General features: G+C 62.6%; 21 protein-coding genes. 13 read left to right on the top strand and 8 right to left on the bottom strand.

Translation table 11 applies throughout. The annotated features are described in order from the left end of the window. The first annotated feature begins 62 nt into the window (after window positions 1-62). From BN1124_RS21325 to BN1124_RS12575, 11 genes are all read left to right on the top strand, one after another. Window positions 63-824 carry a hypothetical protein gene (locus BN1124_RS21325; RefSeq protein ID WP_156128338.1) on the top strand — a complete coding sequence of 254 codons (762 nt, stop codon included), beginning with the start codon at window positions 63-65 and terminating at the stop codon, window positions 822-824. A gap of 665 nt (window positions 825-1,489) precedes the next feature. Continuing rightward, the gene (hybO, locus tag BN1124_RS12620) at window positions 1,490-2,623 is read left to right on the top strand and encodes a hydrogenase 2 small subunit (protein ID WP_042642418.1); all 1,134 of its coding nucleotides are present in this window, start codon (window positions 1,490-1,492) and stop codon (window positions 2,621-2,623) included. 2 nt (window positions 2,624-2,625) lie between these two features. Next, a complete protein-coding gene (gene hybA, locus BN1124_RS12615; RefSeq protein ID WP_042642416.1) occupies window positions 2,626-3,645 on the top strand; it encodes a hydrogenase 2 operon protein HybA in 1,020 nt (339 codons plus the stop codon). Then, window positions 3,638-4,825, top strand: coding sequence for a Ni/Fe-hydrogenase cytochrome b subunit (gene hybB, locus BN1124_RS12610; RefSeq protein WP_042642414.1), 1,188 nt, complete (start codon window positions 3,638-3,640; stop codon window positions 4,823-4,825). Before hybA ends, hybB begins: the two co-directional genes overlap by 8 nt. Continuing rightward, a complete protein-coding gene (gene hybC / locus BN1124_RS12605; protein WP_042642412.1) occupies window positions 4,822-6,525 on the top strand; it encodes a hydrogenase 2 large subunit in 1,704 nt (567 codons plus the stop codon). Before hybB ends, hybC begins: the two co-directional genes overlap by 4 nt. Next, window positions 6,525-7,055, top strand: coding sequence for a HyaD/HybD family hydrogenase maturation endopeptidase (locus BN1124_RS12600; RefSeq protein ID WP_042642410.1), 531 nt, complete (start codon window positions 6,525-6,527; stop codon window positions 7,053-7,055). The genes hybC and BN1124_RS12600 overlap by 1 nt, the downstream gene beginning before the upstream one ends. After that, entirely contained in the window at window positions 7,052-7,570 is a 519-nt protein-coding gene (gene hybE / locus BN1124_RS12595) for a hydrogenase-2 assembly chaperone (protein WP_156128336.1), read from the top strand. The genes BN1124_RS12600 and hybE overlap by 4 nt, the downstream gene beginning before the upstream one ends. A gap of 116 nt (window positions 7,571-7,686) precedes the next feature. Beyond that, on the top strand, window positions 7,687-9,282 hold the full coding sequence (locus BN1124_RS12590; protein WP_042642593.1) for an ABC transporter substrate-binding protein: 1,596 nt from the start codon (window positions 7,687-7,689) through the stop codon (window positions 9,280-9,282). Next, the gene (locus BN1124_RS12585) at window positions 9,267-10,277 is read left to right on the top strand and encodes an ABC transporter permease (RefSeq protein WP_042642591.1); all 1,011 of its coding nucleotides are present in this window, start codon (window positions 9,267-9,269) and stop codon (window positions 10,275-10,277) included. The genes BN1124_RS12590 and BN1124_RS12585 overlap by 16 nt, the downstream gene beginning before the upstream one ends. Beyond that, entirely contained in the window at window positions 10,267-11,079 is an 813-nt protein-coding gene (locus BN1124_RS12580) for an ABC transporter permease (RefSeq protein WP_042642408.1), read from the top strand. The genes BN1124_RS12585 and BN1124_RS12580 overlap by 11 nt, the downstream gene beginning before the upstream one ends. Window positions 11,080-11,182: 103 nt before the next feature. After that, window positions 11,183-11,971: an ATP-binding cassette domain-containing protein gene (locus BN1124_RS12575; protein WP_042642407.1), complete on the top strand. Its 789-nt coding sequence runs from the start codon at window positions 11,183-11,185 to the stop codon at window positions 11,969-11,971. 43 nt (window positions 11,972-12,014) lie between these two features. Here the strand turns inward: BN1124_RS12575 and BN1124_RS21760 are convergent, their stop codons facing one another. Continuing rightward, on the bottom strand, window positions 12,015-12,143 hold the full coding sequence (locus BN1124_RS21760; protein ID WP_269429050.1) for a hypothetical protein: 129 nt from the start codon (window positions 12,141-12,143) through the stop codon (window positions 12,015-12,017). Between the two features lie 32 nt (window positions 12,144-12,175). Between BN1124_RS21760 and BN1124_RS12570 the strand changes: the two genes are divergently transcribed. Further along, window positions 12,176-12,823 (top strand): ATP-binding cassette domain-containing protein, encoded by a 648-nt coding sequence (locus BN1124_RS12570; RefSeq protein WP_042642405.1) that lies wholly within the window; start codon window positions 12,176-12,178, stop codon window positions 12,821-12,823. Window positions 12,824-13,171: 348 nt separating this feature from the next. On the opposite strand, the gene hypB is transcribed toward BN1124_RS12570, so the two are convergent. After that, window positions 13,172-14,149, bottom strand: a complete 978-nt coding sequence (gene hypB, locus BN1124_RS21715) for a hydrogenase nickel incorporation protein HypB (RefSeq protein ID WP_331415509.1) — start codon at window positions 14,147-14,149, stop codon at window positions 13,172-13,174. 15 nt (window positions 14,150-14,164) lie between these two features. Here hypB and BN1124_RS21800 point away from each other — a divergent pair, with 15 nt between their 5' ends. Further along, the gene (locus BN1124_RS21800) at window positions 14,165-14,452 is read left to right on the top strand and encodes a hypothetical protein (protein ID WP_331415507.1); all 288 of its coding nucleotides are present in this window, start codon (window positions 14,165-14,167) and stop codon (window positions 14,450-14,452) included. On the opposite strand, the gene hypA is transcribed toward BN1124_RS21800, so the two are convergent. From hypA to BN1124_RS12535, 6 genes are all read right to left on the bottom strand, one after another. After that, window positions 14,430-14,771, bottom strand: coding sequence for a hydrogenase maturation nickel metallochaperone HypA (hypA, locus tag BN1124_RS12560; protein ID WP_042642402.1), 342 nt, complete (start codon window positions 14,769-14,771; stop codon window positions 14,430-14,432). The two genes, BN1124_RS21800 and hypA, sit on opposite strands and share 23 nt — an antisense overlap. A gap of 32 nt (window positions 14,772-14,803) precedes the next feature. After that, window positions 14,804-15,808: a hydrogenase expression/formation protein HypE gene (gene hypE, locus BN1124_RS12555; RefSeq protein WP_042642400.1), complete on the bottom strand. Its 1,005-nt coding sequence runs from the start codon at window positions 15,806-15,808 to the stop codon at window positions 14,804-14,806. A gap of 85 nt (window positions 15,809-15,893) precedes the next feature. Beyond that, a complete protein-coding gene (gene hypD, locus BN1124_RS12550) occupies window positions 15,894-17,012 on the bottom strand; it encodes a hydrogenase formation protein HypD (protein WP_042642399.1) in 1,119 nt (372 codons plus the stop codon). Beyond that, a complete protein-coding gene (locus BN1124_RS12545) occupies window positions 17,006-17,257 on the bottom strand; it encodes a HypC/HybG/HupF family hydrogenase formation chaperone (RefSeq protein WP_033130236.1) in 252 nt (83 codons plus the stop codon). The genes hypD and BN1124_RS12545 overlap by 7 nt, the downstream gene beginning before the upstream one ends. Window positions 17,258-17,261: 4 nt before the next feature. Next, window positions 17,262-19,661 carry a carbamoyltransferase HypF gene (hypF, locus tag BN1124_RS12540; RefSeq protein ID WP_042642397.1) on the bottom strand — a complete coding sequence of 800 codons (2,400 nt, stop codon included), beginning with the start codon at window positions 19,659-19,661 and terminating at the stop codon, window positions 17,262-17,264. Next, on the bottom strand, window positions 19,658-20,638 hold a 981-nt coding region (locus tag BN1124_RS12535; RefSeq protein ID WP_197066214.1), incomplete at its 5' end, for a SelB domain-containing protein. The genes BN1124_RS12535 and hypF, both read right to left, overlap by 4 nt.

Raw genomic sequence — 20,638 nt, 5'->3', positions numbered from 1 at the left:
GGTGAAAGTTAATGAGTGTTTTTTTAAGAAGATTATGCATCATATTTTATTGCATAATGCCTATGTACACATATGCCTATAGCACCTGCTATGATGTATCTTATTATGTTACCACTAAGACTTCAGACGATGAGCCTATTAGTACCTTATCGATAAAGCATAACGGAGATATACGAGTATTCACAATTCCATTTACAGCTGAAAACAGCTCATGTAAGACAATAAATGATGATAGGCTTATAAAGTTCACTGTTAATGCTGATAGGCCGAGATTAAAGGCAGTATATTATTTTTATTCTTCGGGTAAACTTAATTATATCGGTAGTGCATCTATTACCACAAGCTCTGGTGAGGAGCAAGTCAGTGGTGTTGGCGAAATAAATAAAGGTAATGAAATTGCTACCGTTAATTTGAAAGGGGTGGCAAGTGAAGATGCAGCAATCATAAGGAAAATCATTAATGTTCCTTATGATCTTGCGAGTAATGGTGAAGTGTCGGATTTATACAATGAAATGCGATATATCGAGATAGATGCATTGTCAGAACGAACTGGAAATAAAATTTGTGACAATGATGAAAGTGTATTCTATTACTGCAAGACAAAATCAGGGAAAAATTTAAATTTATGCTACTCTCCTTATTCAGGCGATGTAACATATAATTATGGTAAGCAGGGGAAGGAGCTGTCCCTTAATGATTTTTCATTGATAGGTGAGATATTTAGCTTTAAGAATAAAAATACTATCTACAATGTATCACCTGCTAAAGGTGAGATCTCAGTCATTCAGAATGGTAAACAATTATCTGTCATTTCATGTACATGAGAAGTGTGCCTTATTTGTACAGTTCTCGTTATCCCCGACACCGGCTTTTAGCCGGTGTTTTTATATCGGGTAAGCTACAGCAGCTCTCACATCATTGCTTCTCCTGGTTTCTTACCTCCTGAGCCTGGTTTTGGTCCCGGCTGTTTCGTGTTTTGCAGTGGCCCTGAGAGAGTGGGGCCTTTTTGAGGCTCACCCCAGACATGCCACCACAGGTGGGGTTGCAGGAATGTGTTGTCGACTTCTGGCGTTCAACAACCCTGAGTGATTAATTAATTGGCCCTGCATTGCCAGTATTCCATCTTCCTCCGTACATCTTTTTTGCGAGAAATTGTGATCTTCGTTTCGAAAATAGCCGATATCAGCCATGAAAGAATGATTCTGTGACAACGCTTTCATTTTTGTAAAAGTCATGGCCGAGATCGGTGAAGTTTATAAGCAGTTAATTCACAATCATCTAAAAATAACCCCTAATGGGTAATTTTTGCTTGAGAATGATTTTCGATAACTCATTGCTGCATATGGTTTTTTTGTCGAGGCTTGATGAGTTTTATCGGTGATTAATGTCCCGCGACTTGATTGAGATCAACATAGAGGGGGAGGGGGAGGCATAGCATTCCCGCAATTAAGCATTTATCAAACAATGCTCACTGACGGGAATAAGACGAATGGTCGCGGATAATTTTTTATCGGCTCATGGAATTAATCGCCGTGATTTTATGAAACTGTGCGCCGGGATGGCCGCAACCCTGGGGTTAAGTCAGAACGCGGTGGCCAAGATGGCCACCGCGCTCACCAGCCCGCAGCGGCCACCGGTGATCTGGATAGGGGCGCAGGAGTGTACCGGTTGTACCGAGTCGCTGCTGCGTGCCACCCACCCCACTATCGAGAACCTGATCCTCAACACCATCTCGCTGGAGTATCACGAGGTGTTGTCGGCGGCCTTCGGGCATCAGGCGGAAGAGAACAAGCACAACGCCATCGAACGTTATAAAGGCAAGTATGTGCTGGTGGTGGATGGCTCCATTCCGCTCAAGGATGGCGGTGTCTATTGCATGGTGGCCGGCGAGCCCATCGTCGATCATATCCGCCGCGCCGCCGCTGACGCGGCCGCCGTCATCGCCATCGGCTCCTGCTCCGCCTGGGGCGGGGTGCCCGCCAGCGGCAGCAACCCCACCGGGGCCGTCAGCCTGGAAGAGGCCCTCGGCAATATCGGCACTCCCCTCATCAATATTCCCGGCTGCCCGCCGAACCCCCACAACTTCCTCACCACGGTTGCCTACTACATCACCTACGGCAGGCTGCCGGCGCTGGATGCCAAGAAGCGGCCGCTGTTTGCCTATGAGCGGCTCATCCACGAGAACTGCGAGCGTCGCCCGCACTTCGATGCCGGCCGCTTCGCCAAGGAGTTCGGGGACGAAGGCCACCGCCAGGGCTGGTGTCTCTATCACCTCGGTTGCAAGGGGCCAGAAACCTACGGCAACTGCTCGACCCTGGAGTTCTGCGACGTGGGCGGCGGCATCTGGCCGGTCGGTATCGGCCATCCCTGCTACGGCTGCAACGAACAGGGGGTGGGGTTCAGCAAGGGGATCTTCCAGCTCGCCAAGGTGGAGAACCCCACCCCGCGGGTTGAGAAACCGGATGTGGCCATCCAAGAGGGGGGCCATGTGTCGCCCACGGCCACCGGTCTCATCGGCGGCGCCCTCGGGGCGCTGGCGGGGGTCAGCCTGATGACGGTGCGTGAACTCGGTCGTCAGCAGAAGTACCACGAAGCCGGGCAGCACCCATCACGGGAGGAGTAACCGTGAACAGACGCAACTTCCTCAAATTCGCCTCCGTCGGTGCGCTGGCGGCGGGCACCACTGTGCCAGGCACGGCGCTGGCGGCGGCCAAGAACAAGCCGCCCATTCCCGGGTCGCTCGGCATGCTCTATGACTCCACCCTCTGCGTCGGCTGCCAGGCCTGCGTGGCCGAGTGTCAGCGCCTCAACGGCAACCCGGTCAGCCCGGTTGGCGAGCAGACCTGGTCCAACAACGACAAGCTGACCCCTTACACCAACAACATCATTCAGGTGTGGAAGAGCGGGACAGGTGAGCGCAAGGATCAGCTGGTGGATGGCTACGCCTACATCAAGAAGCAGTGCATGCACTGCGTCGATCCCAACTGCGTCTCCGTCTGTCCGGTGCAGGCCCTCAAGAAGGATCCCAAGACCGGCATAGTCCACTACAACCCGGATGTCTGCACCGGCTGTCGATACTGCATGGTGGGCTGCCCGTTCGACGTGCCGAAATACGACTACGACAACCCGTTCGGCGCCATCCACAAGTGCGAGCTGTGCAACCAGAAAGGGCTGGCGCGCATCGATCAGGGCAAGCTGCCCGGTTGTGTCGAGGTCTGTCCCACCGGTGCAGTCATCTTCGGTACCCGAGAGGATCTGATGGCCGAGGCCAAACGCCGTCTGCTGGCGACCCCCGGCAGCGAATATGCCTACCCGCGCCAGACCCTGACTGCCAATGATCCCTACCGCCATCAGGTGCCGAGCTATCAGCCCTATGTGTACGGCGAGAAGGAGGGGGGCGGCACCCAGGTGCTGGTGCTGGCCGGGGTGCCATACACCAAGCTCGACATGCCTGACCTGCCGGAGCTCTCCTCCGGCGCCCGCTCCGAGCACATCCAGCACACCCTCTACAAGGGGATGGTGCTGCCCATGGTGGTGCTGACCGGTCTCTCCGTGCTGATCCGGCGCAATGCCAAGAAACAAGAGAAGGGTCATGATCCCGAGCCGGGTCAGGGCAACGAGAAGGGAGGCGACGACCATGAGTGAACATAAGGCACGTCCGCTCGGCGGCAAGCTGGTCAGCTGGCCTGTGCTGGTGCTGGCCCCCTTCGCCCTGCTGTGCGGCATGCTGATCTTGAAACGCCTCATCTTCGGATTGGGCTCGGTGACGGACTTGAACGGGGGCTACCCCTGGGGGCTCTGGATCTCGTTCGATCTCTTGATCGGCACCGGCTTCGCCTGTGGCGGCTGGGCCCTGGCCTGGGCGGTTTACGTCTTCAACAAGGGCGAGTATCACCCCCTGGTGCGACCGGCGCTGCTGGCCAGCCTGTTCGGTTATTCCTTGGGCGGTCTCTCCATCACCATAGACGTGGGGCGCTACTGGAACCTGCCTTACTTCTACCTGCCGGGTCACTTCAACACCTCCTCGGTGCTGTTCGAGACGGCGGTCTGCATGACCATCTACATAGGTGTCATGGCGCTGGAGTTCGCCCCCGTGCTGCTGGAGAAGCTCGGCTGGAAGGCCTCGCTCATCCGGCTCAACAAGATCATGTTCTTCGTGCTGGCGCTCGGGGCCTTGCTGCCCACCATGCACCAGTCCTCCATGGGTTCCCTGATGATAGTGGCGGGGGAGAAGATACATCCGCTCTGGCAGAGCTATGAGCTGCTACCGGTCTTCTCCTTGCTGACCGCCTTCATCATGGGCTTTTCCATCGTGGTGTTCGAAGGCTCTCTGGTGCAGGCCGGGCTCGCGGGGCGCGGCCCCAACGAGAAGCCGCTGTTCTACAAGCTGACCCAGGTGATCGACATCTTCCTGATCCTGTTCGTGGCGCTGCGCTTTGCCGAGATCGTCATCAACGACAAGTCGGAGTACCTCTCCGATCTCAACCGTTTCTCCATCATGTTCTGGAGCGAGATAGCGCTGATGATCTTCCCGCTGCTGGTGTTCCACTGGGACAAGAGCCGCCGGGACTCGCGCATGCTGTTCCTGGGAGCCCTCAGCATGTTGCTGGGCGCCGCCCTCTGGCGACTGGACTACTCACTGCTCGCCTTCAATCCTGGCAATGGCTACCACTACTTCCCCAGTGCCGAAGAGGTGCTGATCTCCCTTGGCTTCGTCGCCATCGAGGTCTGTGCCTATCTGCTGCTGATCCGGCTGTTGCCGGTGCTGCCATCGCTTGAACGTGTTCACCAAGATTATCAGGCCCGAGGGAAAGCCAACGTATGAGCCAACGTATCACCATAGACCCCATCACCCGTATCGAGGGGCACCTGCGTATCGACTGTGAAATCGAGGGTGGCGTGGTCACCAAGGCCTGGTCATCCGGCACCATGTGGCGCGGGATGGAGGAGATCCTCAAGGGCAATGATCCACGCGACGCCTGGATGATAGTGCAGCGCATCTGCGGGGTCTGCACCTCCATCCACGCCATCGCCTCGGTGCGGGCGGTGGAAAACGCCATCGGTGCCAAGGTGCCGGTCAATGCGCAATACATCCGCAACCTCATCATCGCGGCCCACAACATCCACGATCACATAGTCCACTTCTACCAGCTCTCCGCGCTGGACTGGGTGGACATCACGGCGGCCCTCGAGGCCAGCCCCCAGAAGGCGGCTGACATCCTCAAGGGGGTATCGACCTGGTCCCTCAACAGCGCCGAGGAGCTCACCAAGGTGCAGGAGAAGATCCGCGCCCTGGTGGCGAGCGGTCAGCTCGGCATCTTCGCCAACGGCTACTGGGGTCACAAGGCGATGAAGCTGAGCCCGGAGGTGAACCTCATCGCCGTGGCTCACTACCTGCAAGCCCTGGAATGCCAGCGCGATGCGAACCGCATCGTCGCCATTTTGGGGGGCAAGACCCCCCACATCCAAAACCTGGCGGTGGGCGGGGTAGCCAACCCCATCAACCTGGACGCGCCGAGCGTGCTCAACCTCGAGCGGCTGCTCTACGTGAAGACCTTCATCGATCGGCTCGGCGAGTTCATCGAGCAGGTCTACAAGGTGGATGCCGCCATCATCGCCGCTCATTACCCCGAGTGGCTGGCACTGGGGCAGGGGGCCAAACACTATCTGAGCGTGCCCGAGCTCCCCACCGACGGGGACGGCGGCAGCTTCCTGATGCCGGGGGGCTACATCGAGAACGGCGATCTGGCGAATTACCGCCCCATCGAGAGTCACCAGGATGCCTGGCTGATGGACGGCATCGCCGAGAGCAACAAGCACGCCTGGTACAAGGATGACGAGCCCCTCAAGCCCTGGGAAGGGAAGACGGAGCCGAACTACACCGGCTGGCAGGATGACGGCAAGTACTCCTGGGTCAAATCCCCCACCTTCTACGGCAAGGTGGTGGAAGTGGGGCCGCTGGCCGACTTGCTGGTGAAGCTCGCGGCCAAGCACCCCGAGACGGTGACGCACTTCGAGCAGCTTAACGGTCTTTACAAGGCGTTGACGGGGTCGGCCATCAAGACCGAACAGCTGCATTCCACCCTGGGCCGCATCATCGGCCGCTCGGTGCGTTGCTGCGTGCTCAAGGACACCTTGTCCCACCAGTGGCAGGCGCTCATCGACAACATCGGCAAGGGGGATGTGACAGCCTACATCAAGGCCGAGATCCCGGCGGACAAGGAGTTTCGCGGGGTGGGCTTCGAGGAGGCGCCGCGGGGCATGCTCTCCCACTGGGTGGTCATCAAGGGTGGCAAGATTGAAAACTACCAGGCGGTGGTGCCCTCGACCTGGAACTCGGGTCCGCGCAACTTCAACGACGAGCCCGGCCCCTATGAGCAGGCCCTGGTCGGCACCCCGGTGGCGGATCCCGCCAAGCCGCTGGAGGTGGTGCGCACCATCCACTCCTTCGATCCCTGCATGTCCTGCGCGGTGCACGTGGTGGATACCCAGAATGGCGAAGTGACCCAGGTGAAGGTGCTGTGATGAATACCCTGATCCTGGGGGTCGGCAACCTGCTGCTGAGCGACGAGGCCGTCGGGGTGCGTCTCGTCGAGGCGCTGGAGCGCGAATACCGTTTCGCCCCCGGCATCGAGCTGCTGGACGGCGGCACCGCCGGCATGGAGCTGCTCGAGGCGATGGCGAGCCGAGACCACATCATACTGGCGGATGCGGTGCGCAGCGGCAATCCGCCCGGCACCGTCGTCACCTTGCAGGATGAGGAGATCCCGGCGCTGTTTGGCCGCAAGATATCCCCCCATCAGCTGGGGCTGGCGGACGTGCTCTCGGCGTTGCTGATGACGGGAGAGTCCCCCAAACGGCTGACTCTGATCGGGGTCGAGCCTCTGTCCCTCGAGCCCCGCATCGGTCTCACCCCCGTGGTGGAAGCGGCCATGGGGGAGGCGAAGGCGCGGATCTTGACCCTGCTGGCCGAGCTCGGCTGCCCGGCCATCCCCCTTTCCACGCAAGAGCGGGCCGAGCGAGGGCGGGAGGCAGCGTGGCGCACCACCCTATGAGTGATAAACAGAGCGATATGCTGGAAATGACCCATGAAATAGCGCAGGTGGGAGCCGGTTTTGCCACCAACCCCGCCTCCCTGCTGGTGGCCCAGTATGAGCGCATCGCCCGCGAGCAGATGTGCGAGCTGCCCTTCTACCACCCGAGCATGCCCATCCTGGCCGAGTGCCTGCTGTTTGAAGATCAGTGGCTCGGCTGCGTGCTCACCCCCTGGATGCTGAGCCTGGTGGTGCTGCCGGGGCCGGATCAGCACTGGCCCGTGCGCGCCAGTAGTGAGCGCCTCGCCCTGCAACTGCCCTGCGGTGACATGACCTTCATGGTGGGTGAGCTGCCGGAGATCGGACAGTTGCTCGCCTGCTCGCTGATGTCGCCGCTCGACCCGCATTTGGTGGCCGATGAGGGCAGGGCCCTGGTGCCCAGCACCCTCAGGATGTCGCTCTCCCTGCCGCTGCAACAGGCAGGAGGAAGGGTCGATCTCGGCCGTCGACGGCTGTTTGGCGCGCGCGGGCGTTAGCCTGCCTGCATTGGCAAAAAAGAGACGGGGCCCTTATCGGCCCCTCATTCGCTTCTATCGGTGCCCGCTTTTCTCGCGCTCTCACGCAACCTGGCCACCCATGAACGAGGAATATGATGACCATCCGACCCTGTGAGCCCCGCGCCGCCGCCCTGCTGGCCCTGCTGCTCGGCGCCAGCCCCTTGGCGCAGGCCGCCCCCGCCACTCAGGCGCTGCCCGCCGAGCTCAAGCTCGCCATCGGCGCCGAGCCCACCGAAGGCTTCGATCCCCTGCTCGGCTGGAGCCACGGCAGCTACCTGCTGCTGCACAGCCCGCTGCTCAAGCAAAATGCCGACTTGAGCTGGCAGGGAGTGCTGACCCAGTCGGTCAAGCCGAGCGAGGATGGCAAGGGCTGGCTCATCCGCCTCAAGCCGGATCTCAAGTTTTCCAACGGCGCGCCGCTGACCGCCGAGGACGTGGCCTTCACCTACAAGCACGCGGCCCAGGGCGGCGGCAAGATCGACATGGGCAACTTCGTCGACGCCAGGGTCCTGTCTCCGCTGGAGGTGGCCATTCGCTTAAGCGCTCCCCAGAGCACCTTCGTCAACGTGTTGGGCTCCCTCGGCATCGTCTCGGCGCGGGACTACGATCCCAAGTCTTATGCCCGCCAGCCCATCGGCGCCGGCCCCTATCGACTGCGCAGCTACCTGCCGGGGCAGCAGCTGGTGGTGGAGGCCAACCCCTATTACGCCGGTGACAGCAACGACTTCAAGCGGTTGGTGTTTGTCTTCATCGACGAGGAGAGCGCCTACGCCGCGGCCCAGAGCAACCAGCTGGACGTGGTGCGCATCGCCCCCGCCCTGGCCCCGGCCGTGCCGGCGTCGCTGAAACTCTGGGTGCGCCCGAGCGTGGAGAACCGCGGCATCGTCTTCCCGATCCCGCCCGCCGGTGACAAAGACGCCAAGGGCAACCCGGTGGGCAATGACGTCACCTCGGACGTGGCCGTGCGCCGCGCCATCAACTACGCCATCGACCGCAAGCTGCTCGCCGACCAACTGCTCGAAGGCCATGCCATTCCCGCCTACAGCGCGGTGCAGGGGCTGCCCTGGTACAACCCGGCGAGCGCCTTCAAGGACGGGGACGCCGCTCATGCCAATGCCCTGCTGGATAAGGCGGGCTGGAAAATGGGCAGCGACGGGGTGCGCCACAAGGGCGAGCTTCGCGCCGCCTTCACCCTCTGGTACACCAGCGGCGACAGCACCCGGCGGGATCTGGCCGAAGCGGTGCGGGCCATGCTCAAGCCCATCGGTCTGGACGTGAGCCTGAAATCCGGCAGCTGGGAGCAGGTAGAGCGGGAGATGCATGCCAATCCGGTGCTGATGGGCTGGGGGAGTCTGGATCCCATGGAGCTCTATCACCACTACCAGAGCGCCGCCGCCGGGGTCGAGTTCTACAATCCCGGTTACTATCGCAATGCCACCGTGGATGCCCACCTCAAGCAGGCGCTGGATGCCCCGAACTGGCAGGCGGCCGTGCCGTTCTGGCAACAGGTGGAGTGGGACGGCAAGACCGGGGCCGGGGTGCAGGGGGATGCCGCCTGGGCCTGGCTGCTCAATGTGCAGCACAGCTATCTGGCCAACGCCTGCGTCGATCTCGGCAAGGGGGCGCCGGAGATCCACGGTAGCTGGTCCTTGCTGAACAACCTGTCCGATTGGCGGTGGACGTGCCGCTAAGCTCGCCCCTGCGCCGCTCCGGCAAGACGCTGGGCAAGGCCCTGCTGCGTCTGGCAGGGCTGCTCGCCCTGGTGTCGCTCGCCACCTTCGTGCTGCTGAGCTACTCCCCCATCGATCCCATCAAGGCCTATATCGGCAACGATCTGCTGCACGTGCCCCCCGAGCAATACGCCAGGATCGCCGCCCGCTGGGGGCTGGATCAGCCCCTGTGGCTGCGCTACTGGCACTGGTTCGGCCGGGTGCTGCAGGGGGATTTTGGCTACTCCATGCTCTACAACGCCCCCGTCACCGAGGTGATAGGTACTCGCTTCACCGCCTCCTTTGCGCTGCTGGCGGGGGCCTGGCTGCTGTCCGGCAGCCTCGGCGTGCTGTTGGGGCTCTGCGCCGGCCGCTACCTCAACCGCTGGCCGGACAGGCTCATCTGTCGCCTAGCTTACCTGCTCGCCTCCCTGCCGACCTTCTGGGTCGGCCTGCTGCTGCTCGCCCTCTTTGCGGTGCACTGGCCGTTGCTACCGGTCTGCTGTGCCTGGACCCCGGGCCTTGGCGCCGACCAGGTGGATTGGGCCATGCGGGCGCGCCATCTGGTGCTGCCGGTGACGACCCTGGCCCTGCTCGGGATGGGCAACATAGCCCTGCACACCCGGGGCCGGGTGGCCGAGGTGCTGGGCAGCGACTTTATCCGCTACGCCCGCGCCCAGGGCGATGGCGGCTGGCCCATGCTGCGTTTTCATGTGCTGCGCCACGCCCTGACCCCGGCGCTCTGCCTGCAATTTGCGTCCCTTGGGGAGCTGATCGGTGGATCCCTCCTTGCGGAGAAGGTGTTCGCCTATCCGGGGCTGGGGCAGGCGACCGTGGATGCGGGGCTGCGCGGCGACATTCCCCTGCTGATGGGCATAGTGCTGTTCTGCACCCTGCTGGTGTTTTTGGGCAACAGCATGGCCAGCGGGTTGCTGGCCCGCATCAATCAGGGCTGGGAGGGGCGTCATGCTGTTTAATCCGCTGCCTTCGCTGCTGCGACTCGGCTTTGCACTGATCTGCCTGATCCTGCTGGCCTGCTATGGCTGGAGCCTGTCGGCTCAGGACGTGCCCATGGATCTGCTGGCCCGCCATCAGGCCCCCTCCATGTTGCACTGGTTCGGCACCGATCAGATGGGGCGGGATCTGTGGCAGCGCGCCTTCCAGGGCACCCTCACCAGTCTGGATCTCGGCGTCAGCACGGCGCTGTGCAGCGGCCTGCTGGCCCTGCTGGCCGCCAGCCTCTCGCTGCTGCATCCCAGATGCGACGGTGCGGTGCGCCTGGTCATCGACGCCATGCTGGCGCTGCCCCACATGCTGCTGTTGATCCTCATCTGCTTCACCCTGGGGGGCGGCATGCACGGGGTGATCCTGGCGGTGGCGTTGACCCACTGGCCCAAGCTCGCGCTGATCCTGCGGGCCGAGGCGAGGCGCATCGCCTGCAGCGACCACGTGGTGCTGGCCCGCTGCCAGGGCATGGGGCCGCTGCGGCGCTGGTGGGTTCACCTGCTGCCCGGCCTCTTGCCCCAGTGGTTTATCGGCACCCTGCTGATGTTTCCCCATGCGGTGCTGCACAGCGCCGCCTTGAGTTTTCTGGGTTTTGGTCTGGCGGCCCACGAGGCGTCCCTCGGGCTGCTGCTGGCCGATGCCCTGCGCTATCTGGCGGGGGGCGGCTGGTGGCTGGCCCTCTTCCCCGGCCTGATGCTGCTGTTGCTGGTATTGCTGTTCGATCAGGCTACTCGCGCCCTGCAGCAGCTCTGGTTTGGGGGTGATAGATGCTGATATTTGAAACCGCCACCTGGCGTCAGCACAGTCTGGCTGGCGCTGCTGTTCGATCAGGTGACTCGCGCGCCCTGCAACGGCTGTGGTTTGGGAGCAATGAAAGATGTTGAGCTTCGAGCAGGTCACCCTGGAGGCGGCCCGTTACAACTGGCTTGGCCGCCGTCGCTGGCAGCCGCTGCTGAGCGAGGTCAGTCTGCAACTGGCCCCCGGCGAGATAGTGGCGCTGGTGGGGGGCAGCGGCGAGGGCAAAAGCCTGCTGCTGCAAAGCGCCCTCAGCCTGTTGCCGGACAATCTGCGTATGGGCGGCACCATCACCCTCGACGGCGTCCCCCTGTGTGACGAGGGCCGGGCCCGGCTGCGCGGTCACACCCTCTGCCATGTGCCGCAGGGGGTAAGTGCCCTCAATCCCTTGTTGACGGTGGAGCGCCAGCTCGGCCGCGCCGCTCGCCTCTGTGGTCAGAGCGGCTCTCGCGAGCAGCTCAGCCAGCAATTGCTCAGATACCAGCTGCCGGTACAGACTCTCACTCATTACCCACGCCAGCTCTCTGGCGGCATGGCGAAACGCATCCTGGCCTGCGCCGCCGCGCTCAGCGGGGCGCGATATATCCTGGCAGACGAGATCACCGCCTGGCTCGATGAACCCCTGGCCTGCCAGTTGCTCACCCAGCTGCGCGAGCTCGCCCGGGAGGGCAGCGGCATCCTCTGGGTCACCCACGATCTGGCGCTGGCGGCCCGCTTCGCCGATCGTATCGTCGCGCTCCATCAGGGGCGGGTGAGCGACAGCCTGAGCTGCCAGCAGCTGCGGGCGGGGCAGGGCAGCGCCATGCTGCGTGCCCACTGGAAGGCGTTGCCGGAGTTCAATTCACTCTTCGCGATGCCGGAGGTTTCCTGATGATTGAGTCGCTGGAACGGATCGCTTGTCAGGCTGCGGGTATTCAGTGGCGGGCGTTGCCGGAGTTCAATTCACTCTTCGCCATGCCGGAGGTCTCCTGATGAATGAGTCGCTGGAGCGGATCACTTGTCAGGCTGCGGGTATTCAGTGGCAGGCGCTGCCGGAGTTTCATTCGCTGTTCCCTGCCAACCCGGAGGTGTGCTGATGTTCGAGGTAAGGGATCTGACCATCCGCCAGGGGCAAGGCCCTCTATGGCAGGGATTGAATCTGAGGATCCAGGCTGGCGAGCGGCTCGGCCTCTCGGCGCCGAGCGGTCATGGCAAGACCACCCTGGGGCGGGTATTGGCGGGCTGGCAACCGGCTGGGGCGCTTGCGGGGGAGGGCGGTCAGATCCTGCTCGACGGCGCTCCCTTGCCAACGCGGGGTTATAACCCGGTGCAGCTGGTGCCCCAGCACCCTGAGCTCAGCTTCAATCCCTATCGCAGCACCGGCCAGTCCCTGCGGAATGTCTGGCGCCCGGACGACGCCATGCTGGCGCGCTTTCTGGTCAAACCTGAGTGGCTATCCAGAAAACCGTCTCAGCTCTCCGGCGGCGAGTTGGCCCGCATCGCCCTGCTGCGGGCCCTCGATCCCCGCACCCGGCTGCTGATCGCCGACGAGGTGACCGCCCAGCTCGATCCCCACATCCAGCGCCAGCTCTGGCAAGAGCTGATGGTGGAGTGTGAGTGTCGGGGCCTCGGCATGCTGGTGTTCAGCCATCAGCAGGCGCTGTTGCAGCAGGTGTGTCATCGGGTGATCCACGTCGGCGAAGGGCATGGCGAGCAGGTGTTCAGAGTCAGCAGCGCGGCCTGAAAACGTGCGTCCCCCCCTCATCCCCAACCCTTCTCCCGCAAGGGGAGAAGGGGGCGGAATGTGCCATTCCCGTTGAGCTGCTGGCTTCGGAGTCCATACCGACTCTCGGGATCTGCACAGATTCGGGGGCATGCTGTCGGTACCCACGAATGGATTCCCTCTCCCTGGGGAGAGGGCCAGGGTGAGGGGATCAGAGGGGGTGACATTGATGGTCATGATCCTGCCAAAGTGACGAAGATAAAAAGAGAGGGAGGCATCAGCCTCCCTCTCTATTTTTATCAACACCAGCCAGTGGCGGTAGCTCTATGAGGCGCAGCCTCATAGATCGTTCGCGCTTAACCTCTTTTCTCAGGCGGTTGCCAGCCAGTTGAGCCAGGCATCCATCCCGTCACCCGTGGTGGCGCTCAGCTGGATCACCTGGATATAGGGGTTCACCCGCTTGGCGTTCTCGATGCAGCGCTCGACGTCGAAGCTCACATGGGGCAACAAGTCCGTCTTGTTGATGAGCATCAGCTGGGCGGCGGCGAACATGTCCGGGTATTTCAGCGGCTTCTCCTCCCCCTCGGTGACCGAGAGGATGGCGACCTTGTACTTCTCCCCGAGATCGAAGCTCGCGGGGCAGACCAGGTTGCCCACGTTCTCGATAAAGAGGATGCCCCCATCCTGCGCGGGCAGCTGGTGGCAGGCGTCGTGCACCATCTTCGCATCCAGGTGGCAGCCCTTGCCGGTGTTGATCTGGATGGCGGGCACCCCAGTGGCCCGGATGCGATCCGCGTCCGCGCTGGTCTGCTGATCCCCCTCGATCACGGCGCAAGGGCGCTTACCCTCGAGTCGGCGAAGGGTCTCGCACAGCAGGGTGGTCTTGCCCGACCCCGGGCTCGACACCAGGTTCAGCACCAGCTGGCCGGCGGCCTCGAAGTGCTCGCGATTGTGGGCCGCCAGCTTGTTGTTCTTGTCCAGCACGTCCATTTCGATGGCGATCAGCTGGCGCTGACCCAGGCCCGGCACCGACAGCCCCGCTTCTCCCTTGCCGTAGTGCAGATCCCCCTGCTGATGTTGATGGTCATGGGAATGGGCGTGATGATGCTCATGCTCATGCTCATGCTCATGCTCATGTTTATGTTCATGGCTGTGATCATGGGCATGATGGTGGGAATGGCCGCTAGCCTGATGATGCTCATGCTCATGCTCATGCTCATGCTCATGCTCGTGCTCGTGCTCGTGCTGATGAGGATGAGGATGAGCATGATGGTGACCCTGCTCGTGGTCATGGGAATGAGCGTGCTCGTGGGCATCTGGCCGGGCGGACTGGCTGTTGGGGGCCATGCCATGGTAGTGGTGATGCACATCCCCCTGATGGTGGTAATGATGATGGATGATCACGGTCCGGGGGGCGCTCTGTTCGTTATGGGATTGATGCTCATAAGCGTGATGATGGTCGTGAGGGTGGCCATGGCTATGACCATGGTGATGATCGTGATCGTGATCGTGATCGTGATCGTGATCGTGATGATGGTCATGATCATGCTGGTGTTCATGGTCGTGCTGATGGTGGTGATCCTGGCCGGCAACTCGCGCCTGGCCGCATCCGCATACGCTACACATATCAACTTACCTCGATATCGGTGATGCGCAGGCTATCGCCCTGCGCGACTCGTAATTTGTATCCGCCACACTCGGGGCAGGCCTGGCCGCGCTCGCTAAGAGCGACCGTCTTGCTGCAGTCGTAGCACCAGCCCTCGGCGGTCTGGTGCTGAAAATGCAAATTGGCGCCCTCGACGGCCGTGCCCTTGGCGGCGGCCTCGAAGCAGAAGGCGATGGTATCGGGGTCGACGCAGGAGAAGCTGCCGACCTCCAGCCAGATGGCGGTGACCTTGCTAAAGCCGCGCTGGGCCGCCTGATCGGCCGCCAGATCGATGGCCGCCATGGCGAGGGACATCTCGTGCATGTTCAGCACTCCTTATGGTGATGGATCATGGCTCAGCAGATCCGGGGCAGCAGCTCCCCCTGTGGCAGCTCCAGATAGCGGCGGCTGCCCCAGGGGTTGTTGAGGATCACCTTGTGTTTGGCGCTCTCCTTGATCACGCCGATCTGGCAGGCGCTGGGATTGAATCCTTGCAGCAGCGCCAGTGCCGCTTCGGCTTGTTCCGCGGGCAGGGCCAGTACCATGGTGCCCTCGTTGGCGAGATCATGGGGCTCGAAGCCGTAGAGCTCGCACAGGCCGCGCACCGGGTCGCACACCGGAATGGCGGACTCTTCCAGCTCGATGGCCACCCCGGAAGCCGTGCTCCATTCGTTCAGCACGGCGGCGAGGCCACCCCGGGTGGCATCGCGCAGGGCGTGGGGGCGAATATCCGCCTTGAGCAGCGCTTCCACCTGGGGCCAGAGGGTGGTGCAGTCGCTTTGGAGTGTCGAGCCGAGCTGCAGGGCGTCGCGGGCCATCAGGATGCAGGCGCCGTGGCTGCCGATATCCCGCGACACCAGGATGGCGTCACCGGCCTGAAGGTTTCGCACCGAGATGCCCCGGCTCTGTTCGGGCAGGGGGAAGCTGCCGACCCCGCTGGTGTTGATGAAGATCTTGTCCGCCGCCCCCCTCGGCACCACCTTGGTGTCGCCGCAGACGATGCGGGCGCCGCTCTTGGTCAATTCAGCCGCCATGGACTCGACGATGCGGGCTAGGTCTGCGTAGGGGAAACCCTCCTCGATGATAAAGCTGCAGCTCAAATACTCGGGTTTGGCGCCCATCATGGCGAGATCGTTGACCGTGCCGGCGATGGCCAACTTGCCGATGTCGCCGCCGGCGAAGAAGAGCGGCGAGACGGTGAAGCTGTCGGTGGTGAAGGCGATGGGGCCGGTGACCGGCAGCAGGGCGGCATCTTCACCGCGCAGCAGGATCTCGTTGCCGAAGTGATGGAAGAACAGCTGGTTGATCAGCTGATTCATCTCCACACCGCCACCACCGTGGCTCAGTTGTATTTCTCTCATCTGGATTGGGACTCCGACATGTGGCAGAAGCAGACAGGTTTATCTCCAGGCACCATCCAGGCTCCGCGGCTTGGCTGAATTTCTCTCATTGCTCCTGGATCCCCATATAGCGGTAGTAGGCGTTGCAGGCCCCCTCCGAGCTCACCATGCAGCTGCCCATGGGCTGGGTCGGGGTGCAGCCCCGGCCAAAGACCTTGCATTGGTTCGGCTTGGCGAGCCCGCGCAGTATGTCGGCGCACTGACAGGCCTTGTGATCGTCGATGGGGGTCTGGCTGAGGGCAAAGTGGCGCTCCGCATCCCGGGCGGCGAAGGCGTCTCGCAGGCGCAGGGCGGAGGCGTTGATGTCGCCGAGCCCGCGCCAGCGAAAGTGCTCGCGGGTCTCAAAATACTTGTCCACCAGGCGCTGGGCGGCGCGGTTGCCGTGGGCGGTGACGGCGCGGCTGTACTGCACCTCCAGCGCACAGCGTCCCTCCACCTTCTGGCGCACCATCATCAAGAGCGCCTCCATCACATCCACCGGCTCGAAGCCGCTCACCACCACGGGCACCCGATAGCGCTGGACTATGGGCAGATAGATGTCGGCCCCGGTGATGACGCTGACGTGGGAGGGGCCGATAAAGGCGTTCACCTTGGCGACCCCGTCGGCCATCACTGCATGAATGGCGGGGGGTACCAGCACATGGTTGATATGAAACAGCAGATTGTTCACCCCGGCGGCGTCGGCTGCCGCCAAGAGCGCCGCCGTCATGGGGGTGGAGGTCTCGAAACCTATGGCGAAGAACACCACCGTCTTGTCGGGATTTTCCTGGGCTATGCGCAGCGCATCGAGGGGGTCATAGACGGGGCGGATGTCGCTGCCCTTGGCCCGCTGCTGGGCCAAGGAACCCTTGGAGCCCGGCACCCGGATCATGTCACCCAGGGTCACCAGGATAACGTTCGGCTCTCTCGCCAGCTCCATGGCCTGATCGATGCGCTCTTTCGGCATCACGCAGACCGGACAGCCGGGGCCGTGAACGAACTCGATGCTGTCCGGCAGCAGCTGGGGCAGGCCGTATTTCATGATGGTGTGGGTATGGCCGCCGCACACCTCCATGACCCGCAGGGGCTCGGGCAGTTGCTCGGCCAGCTCGCTTATCTGGGCGGCGAGGGCGCGGATCACCTGGGGCTCACGAAAACCCTGAAACAGATCGTTCAGACTCAGCATGGCAAGATGTCCTGCTTTGGCATCAGGGCCACCATCTGGCGGAAGCTCTCCAAGCTCGCCTGTGCCTCTTCCTCGTCAATCTTGCTCATCACGAAACCGATGTGAAGCAGCACATAGTCCCCGAGCGCCAGCGGATCTTCGAGCAGCATGCAGCTGACCCGGCGTTGCACCCCCAGAGTGTCGACGGTGACGCAGTTATCTTCGGGGTGCAGTTGCACCACCTGGGAGGGAATGGAAAGGCACATATGTTCAGGACTCCGACACGGCGGGCGGGGTGGTTGACCCCGGCTCCGCAAGATGATGGATGGCAAACCAGAGCTGGCCTGCGGCTATGCCGCCGTCGTTGAGCGGCAGGGTCTGACTGGTCAAGGTCTCGCGCTCGGCCGCTTCGAGGCGGGGGACAAGCTGGTCCATCAGCACGCGGTTTTGAAAGACGCCGCCACCCAGCGCCACGGGATAGTCTGGGAAGCGTTCGGCAAGTTGGGCGATAAGCTCAGCGATGGCTTGGATAAAGCCGGCGGCCAAGTTCGCCACCGGTGCTTCATTGCGCTGCCTGAGCAACTCGGCAATCAGCGGCGCCCAGTCGATCAGCAGGGGGCCGCTCGCTTGCTTGGTCAGTTCGAAATGCAGCGGCCAGGGCTCGGCATCCGGGGCGAGTCGCAGGGCTGCCGCCTCTAGCAAAAGCCCCGCCTCTCCCTCGTAATCGGGCTCGTCGACCAGGCTCAAGAGGGCGGCCACGGCGTCGAACAGCCGGCCCATGGAGCTGGTATAGGGAGCGTTTCGGCCGAGGTGCCACAGCCGGTGCAGGTTGTGGATACGCTCGATGGGCAGCTGATTGATCGCCGGAATGTCGAGGGCGCTGAGCTCGTCAGGGCTGTGGGATTCAAACAGCAGGCCGAGCAGCTGGCGCACCGGCTCGCGGATGGCCTGTTCGCCGCCGATCAGCCGAAATGGTTTGAGGTGCGCCACTCGCTCGAACCCCTTCACGTCGGCGATCAGCAACTCGCCGCCCCAGAGGGTGCCGTCATCCCCGAGGCCGGTGCCGTCGAAGGCAAATCCAAGCACGGGGCCTTTGATGTCGTGCTCGGCCATCACCCCTAGCAAATGGGCGTGGTGGTGTTGCACCTCGAGGTGGGTCGCCCCCTCTGCCGCGCAATAGTCCCTGGCCCAGCGATGGCTGAGATAGCCGGGGTGGCGGTCCGATACCAGCGTCTTGGGCTTGAGATCGTAGAGCGCGCGGAAGGTTTCCAGGGTCTGCTCGAAGTGCTGCTGCATCGGCAGGCTGTGCAGGTCCCCGATATAGGGGCTGTAGATCCGTTGGCGACCGAAGGCGAGCGCCAGCTGATTCTTCTGCTGGGCCCCCACCGCCAGCACGGATTGCGTGACCGCTTCCTTCAGGCTGGGGGTGCAGGGGGCATAACCGCGGGCGAGGCGCAGGGTCTGGCGCCGCCCGCCCGCCCACTGCACCAGGCTGTCATCACAGGGATGCAAGATGGGGCGATCGTGATCCAGGATGCCGTCTATCTGGGCGCCAAGCTCGGTAATCACAGCCTCACACTCGATCAGAATGGGGCTGCCGCGGCCGTTGGCGCTGGTGGCCACCAGCGGTATGGCGCAAGCCTCCAGCAGCAACTGATGCAGCGGGGTGTAGGGCAGCATGACGCCGAGATAGGGGATGCCGGGGGCTATGCCTTCGGCGAGGGAAATTGTGCCGGGATCGGCTGCCCGCTTTCGCAGCAAGGTGATGGGTCTTGGCTGGGAGCGCAGCAGATTCCACTCATCCTCGCCGCCCTCCACATGCAACTTGGCTTCGTCGAGGGATCCCATCATCACCGCCAGCGGCTTGCGGGCGCGGCGTTTAAGCTGGCGCAGCCGCGCTACCACTGATTCATTTCGGGCATCACACATCAGGTGATAGCCCCCCATCCCCTTGACCACGATGAGTGCGCCTGTCTGCAGCGCGCGGGCGGCGGCTTGCAGGGCCTGCTCCCGTTTTGCCAGCGCCAGGCCTTCGCCACCGCGCCAGGTCAACTGAGGCCCGCAATCCGGACAGCTTACCGGCTGGGCGTGGTAACGCCTGTCTAGCGGATCCTCATAGGCGCGAGCGCAGCGCGGGCACATGGCGAAACCCGCCATGGCGGTGTGGGGCCTGTCGTAGGGGAGGCGGCGGATGATGCTGTAGCGCGGGCCGCAGTGGGTGCAGTTGGTGAAGGGGTAGCGGTGGTGGCGATCCGCCGGGTTGGCGATGTCTCGGGCGCAGGCCTCGCACATGCCCTGATCCGGCGAGATGGCGACCGTGGCCGCGCTCTGCTGCTGGCTGGCCCTGATATGGAAGGTGCCATCGAAGTCGGGGTCGTCATCAAGGGGGAGCGCTCGCTCACCGAAGTGGTCGATGCGACTGAGCGGTGGCGCCAGCTCCCGTAGCTCACGGGCAAAGTCTGCCAACTGGGTCGGGCTGCCTTGCACCCCAATGGTGACGCCGTTGGCATCGTTGAGCACATAGCCGGTGAGGCGATGGGAGAGCGCCAGCCCATAGACGAAGGGACGAAAGCCGACCCCCTGCACTATGCCGTTGAGCTGAAACTCGCGGCGCAGTTGGGCAGGCTCAGAGATGGCCGAGTGAGTCATCGGGGCCGCTTGTGCTGTCATACCACCTCGCTCTCTGCGAACTGCTTGTCTGCCAGCTGCGCACAAGGGGGCAGGTGCAGCACCCGTCGGTCGTTCTCTTCTCGCCTGAGCCAGCCATCCATCTCCATGCGCAGGCAGAAGGGAATGGCGTATTTGCGCGACAGCCCGGTGATGGCTTTGAGTGCACTCATGTCGATCAGATCCCCCACCCGCTGGCCTGCCAGCACGGCCCGTACCATATGGTCATAGAGTTCGGCATCGTAGTAGATGGGTCCTTCCAGCTGTACCAGATAGGTGAGCCGCGCCAGGTTGCGTAGCTGCTTTTGCAGCGCGCCTTTTTGCCGCAGCCCCTGAGGCAGGGTGAGCTGGAGCACGGGATCTATGGCCACGCCGCCGGGGCCCAGTTTACCGGGCTCATATCCCTCCTTGCCTTGATCTCGCACCAGTTTGAGCACCAGGCGCGCCTCTTCTCCCAGCTCATCTTCCGACTCGCCGCTGCCAAGCTGCCACTTCTCGTGATGCAGGCGGATCTGCTGCTCCTCCTTGAGCCGCAGCAGCAAACACTGGGTGAGGGGTGGCGGGAGGCGCAGCCTGTCGGCCAGCTCGGCGGCACTGAGCGGCTGCTGCGCCAGGGCGGCCAGCAGCGCGGTGCGGGTATCCATGAGCCAGGCGGAGTGCAGGAGCCAGTCTCCATCCTGCACTGTGCTAGGGGGCGGCTCGGTAAAGTGGCTGGCGAGGGCATAGCCATCGAGCCCGAGCTGCAGGGCGGCGAGATTGAGGCCTGCGAGATCCCATGGCAGCGCGCACAGCAGGGCGTGCAGCGCCTTGCGCCTGGCGGGATGAATGTCGCCGCACCAGAGGATGCGGGCGCCGTGCAACAGCTCGCTGCTGCCGTGACGAATGATGGCGAGCGGCTGGCCGAAGAAGCAGGGGATGGGGCTGGCAAAGATAAGCCTGGCCAGCCGGGTCTCCTTGATGGGCACCTCTTTTATAGGTGC

This window comes from Aeromonas eucrenophila, from assembly GCF_000819865.1.
Lineage (GTDB): Bacteria > Pseudomonadota > Gammaproteobacteria > Enterobacterales > Aeromonadaceae > Aeromonas > Aeromonas eucrenophila.
Note: the sequence above shows the minus strand (reverse complement) of the source record. Positions and strands in the feature narration are given on the sequence as shown.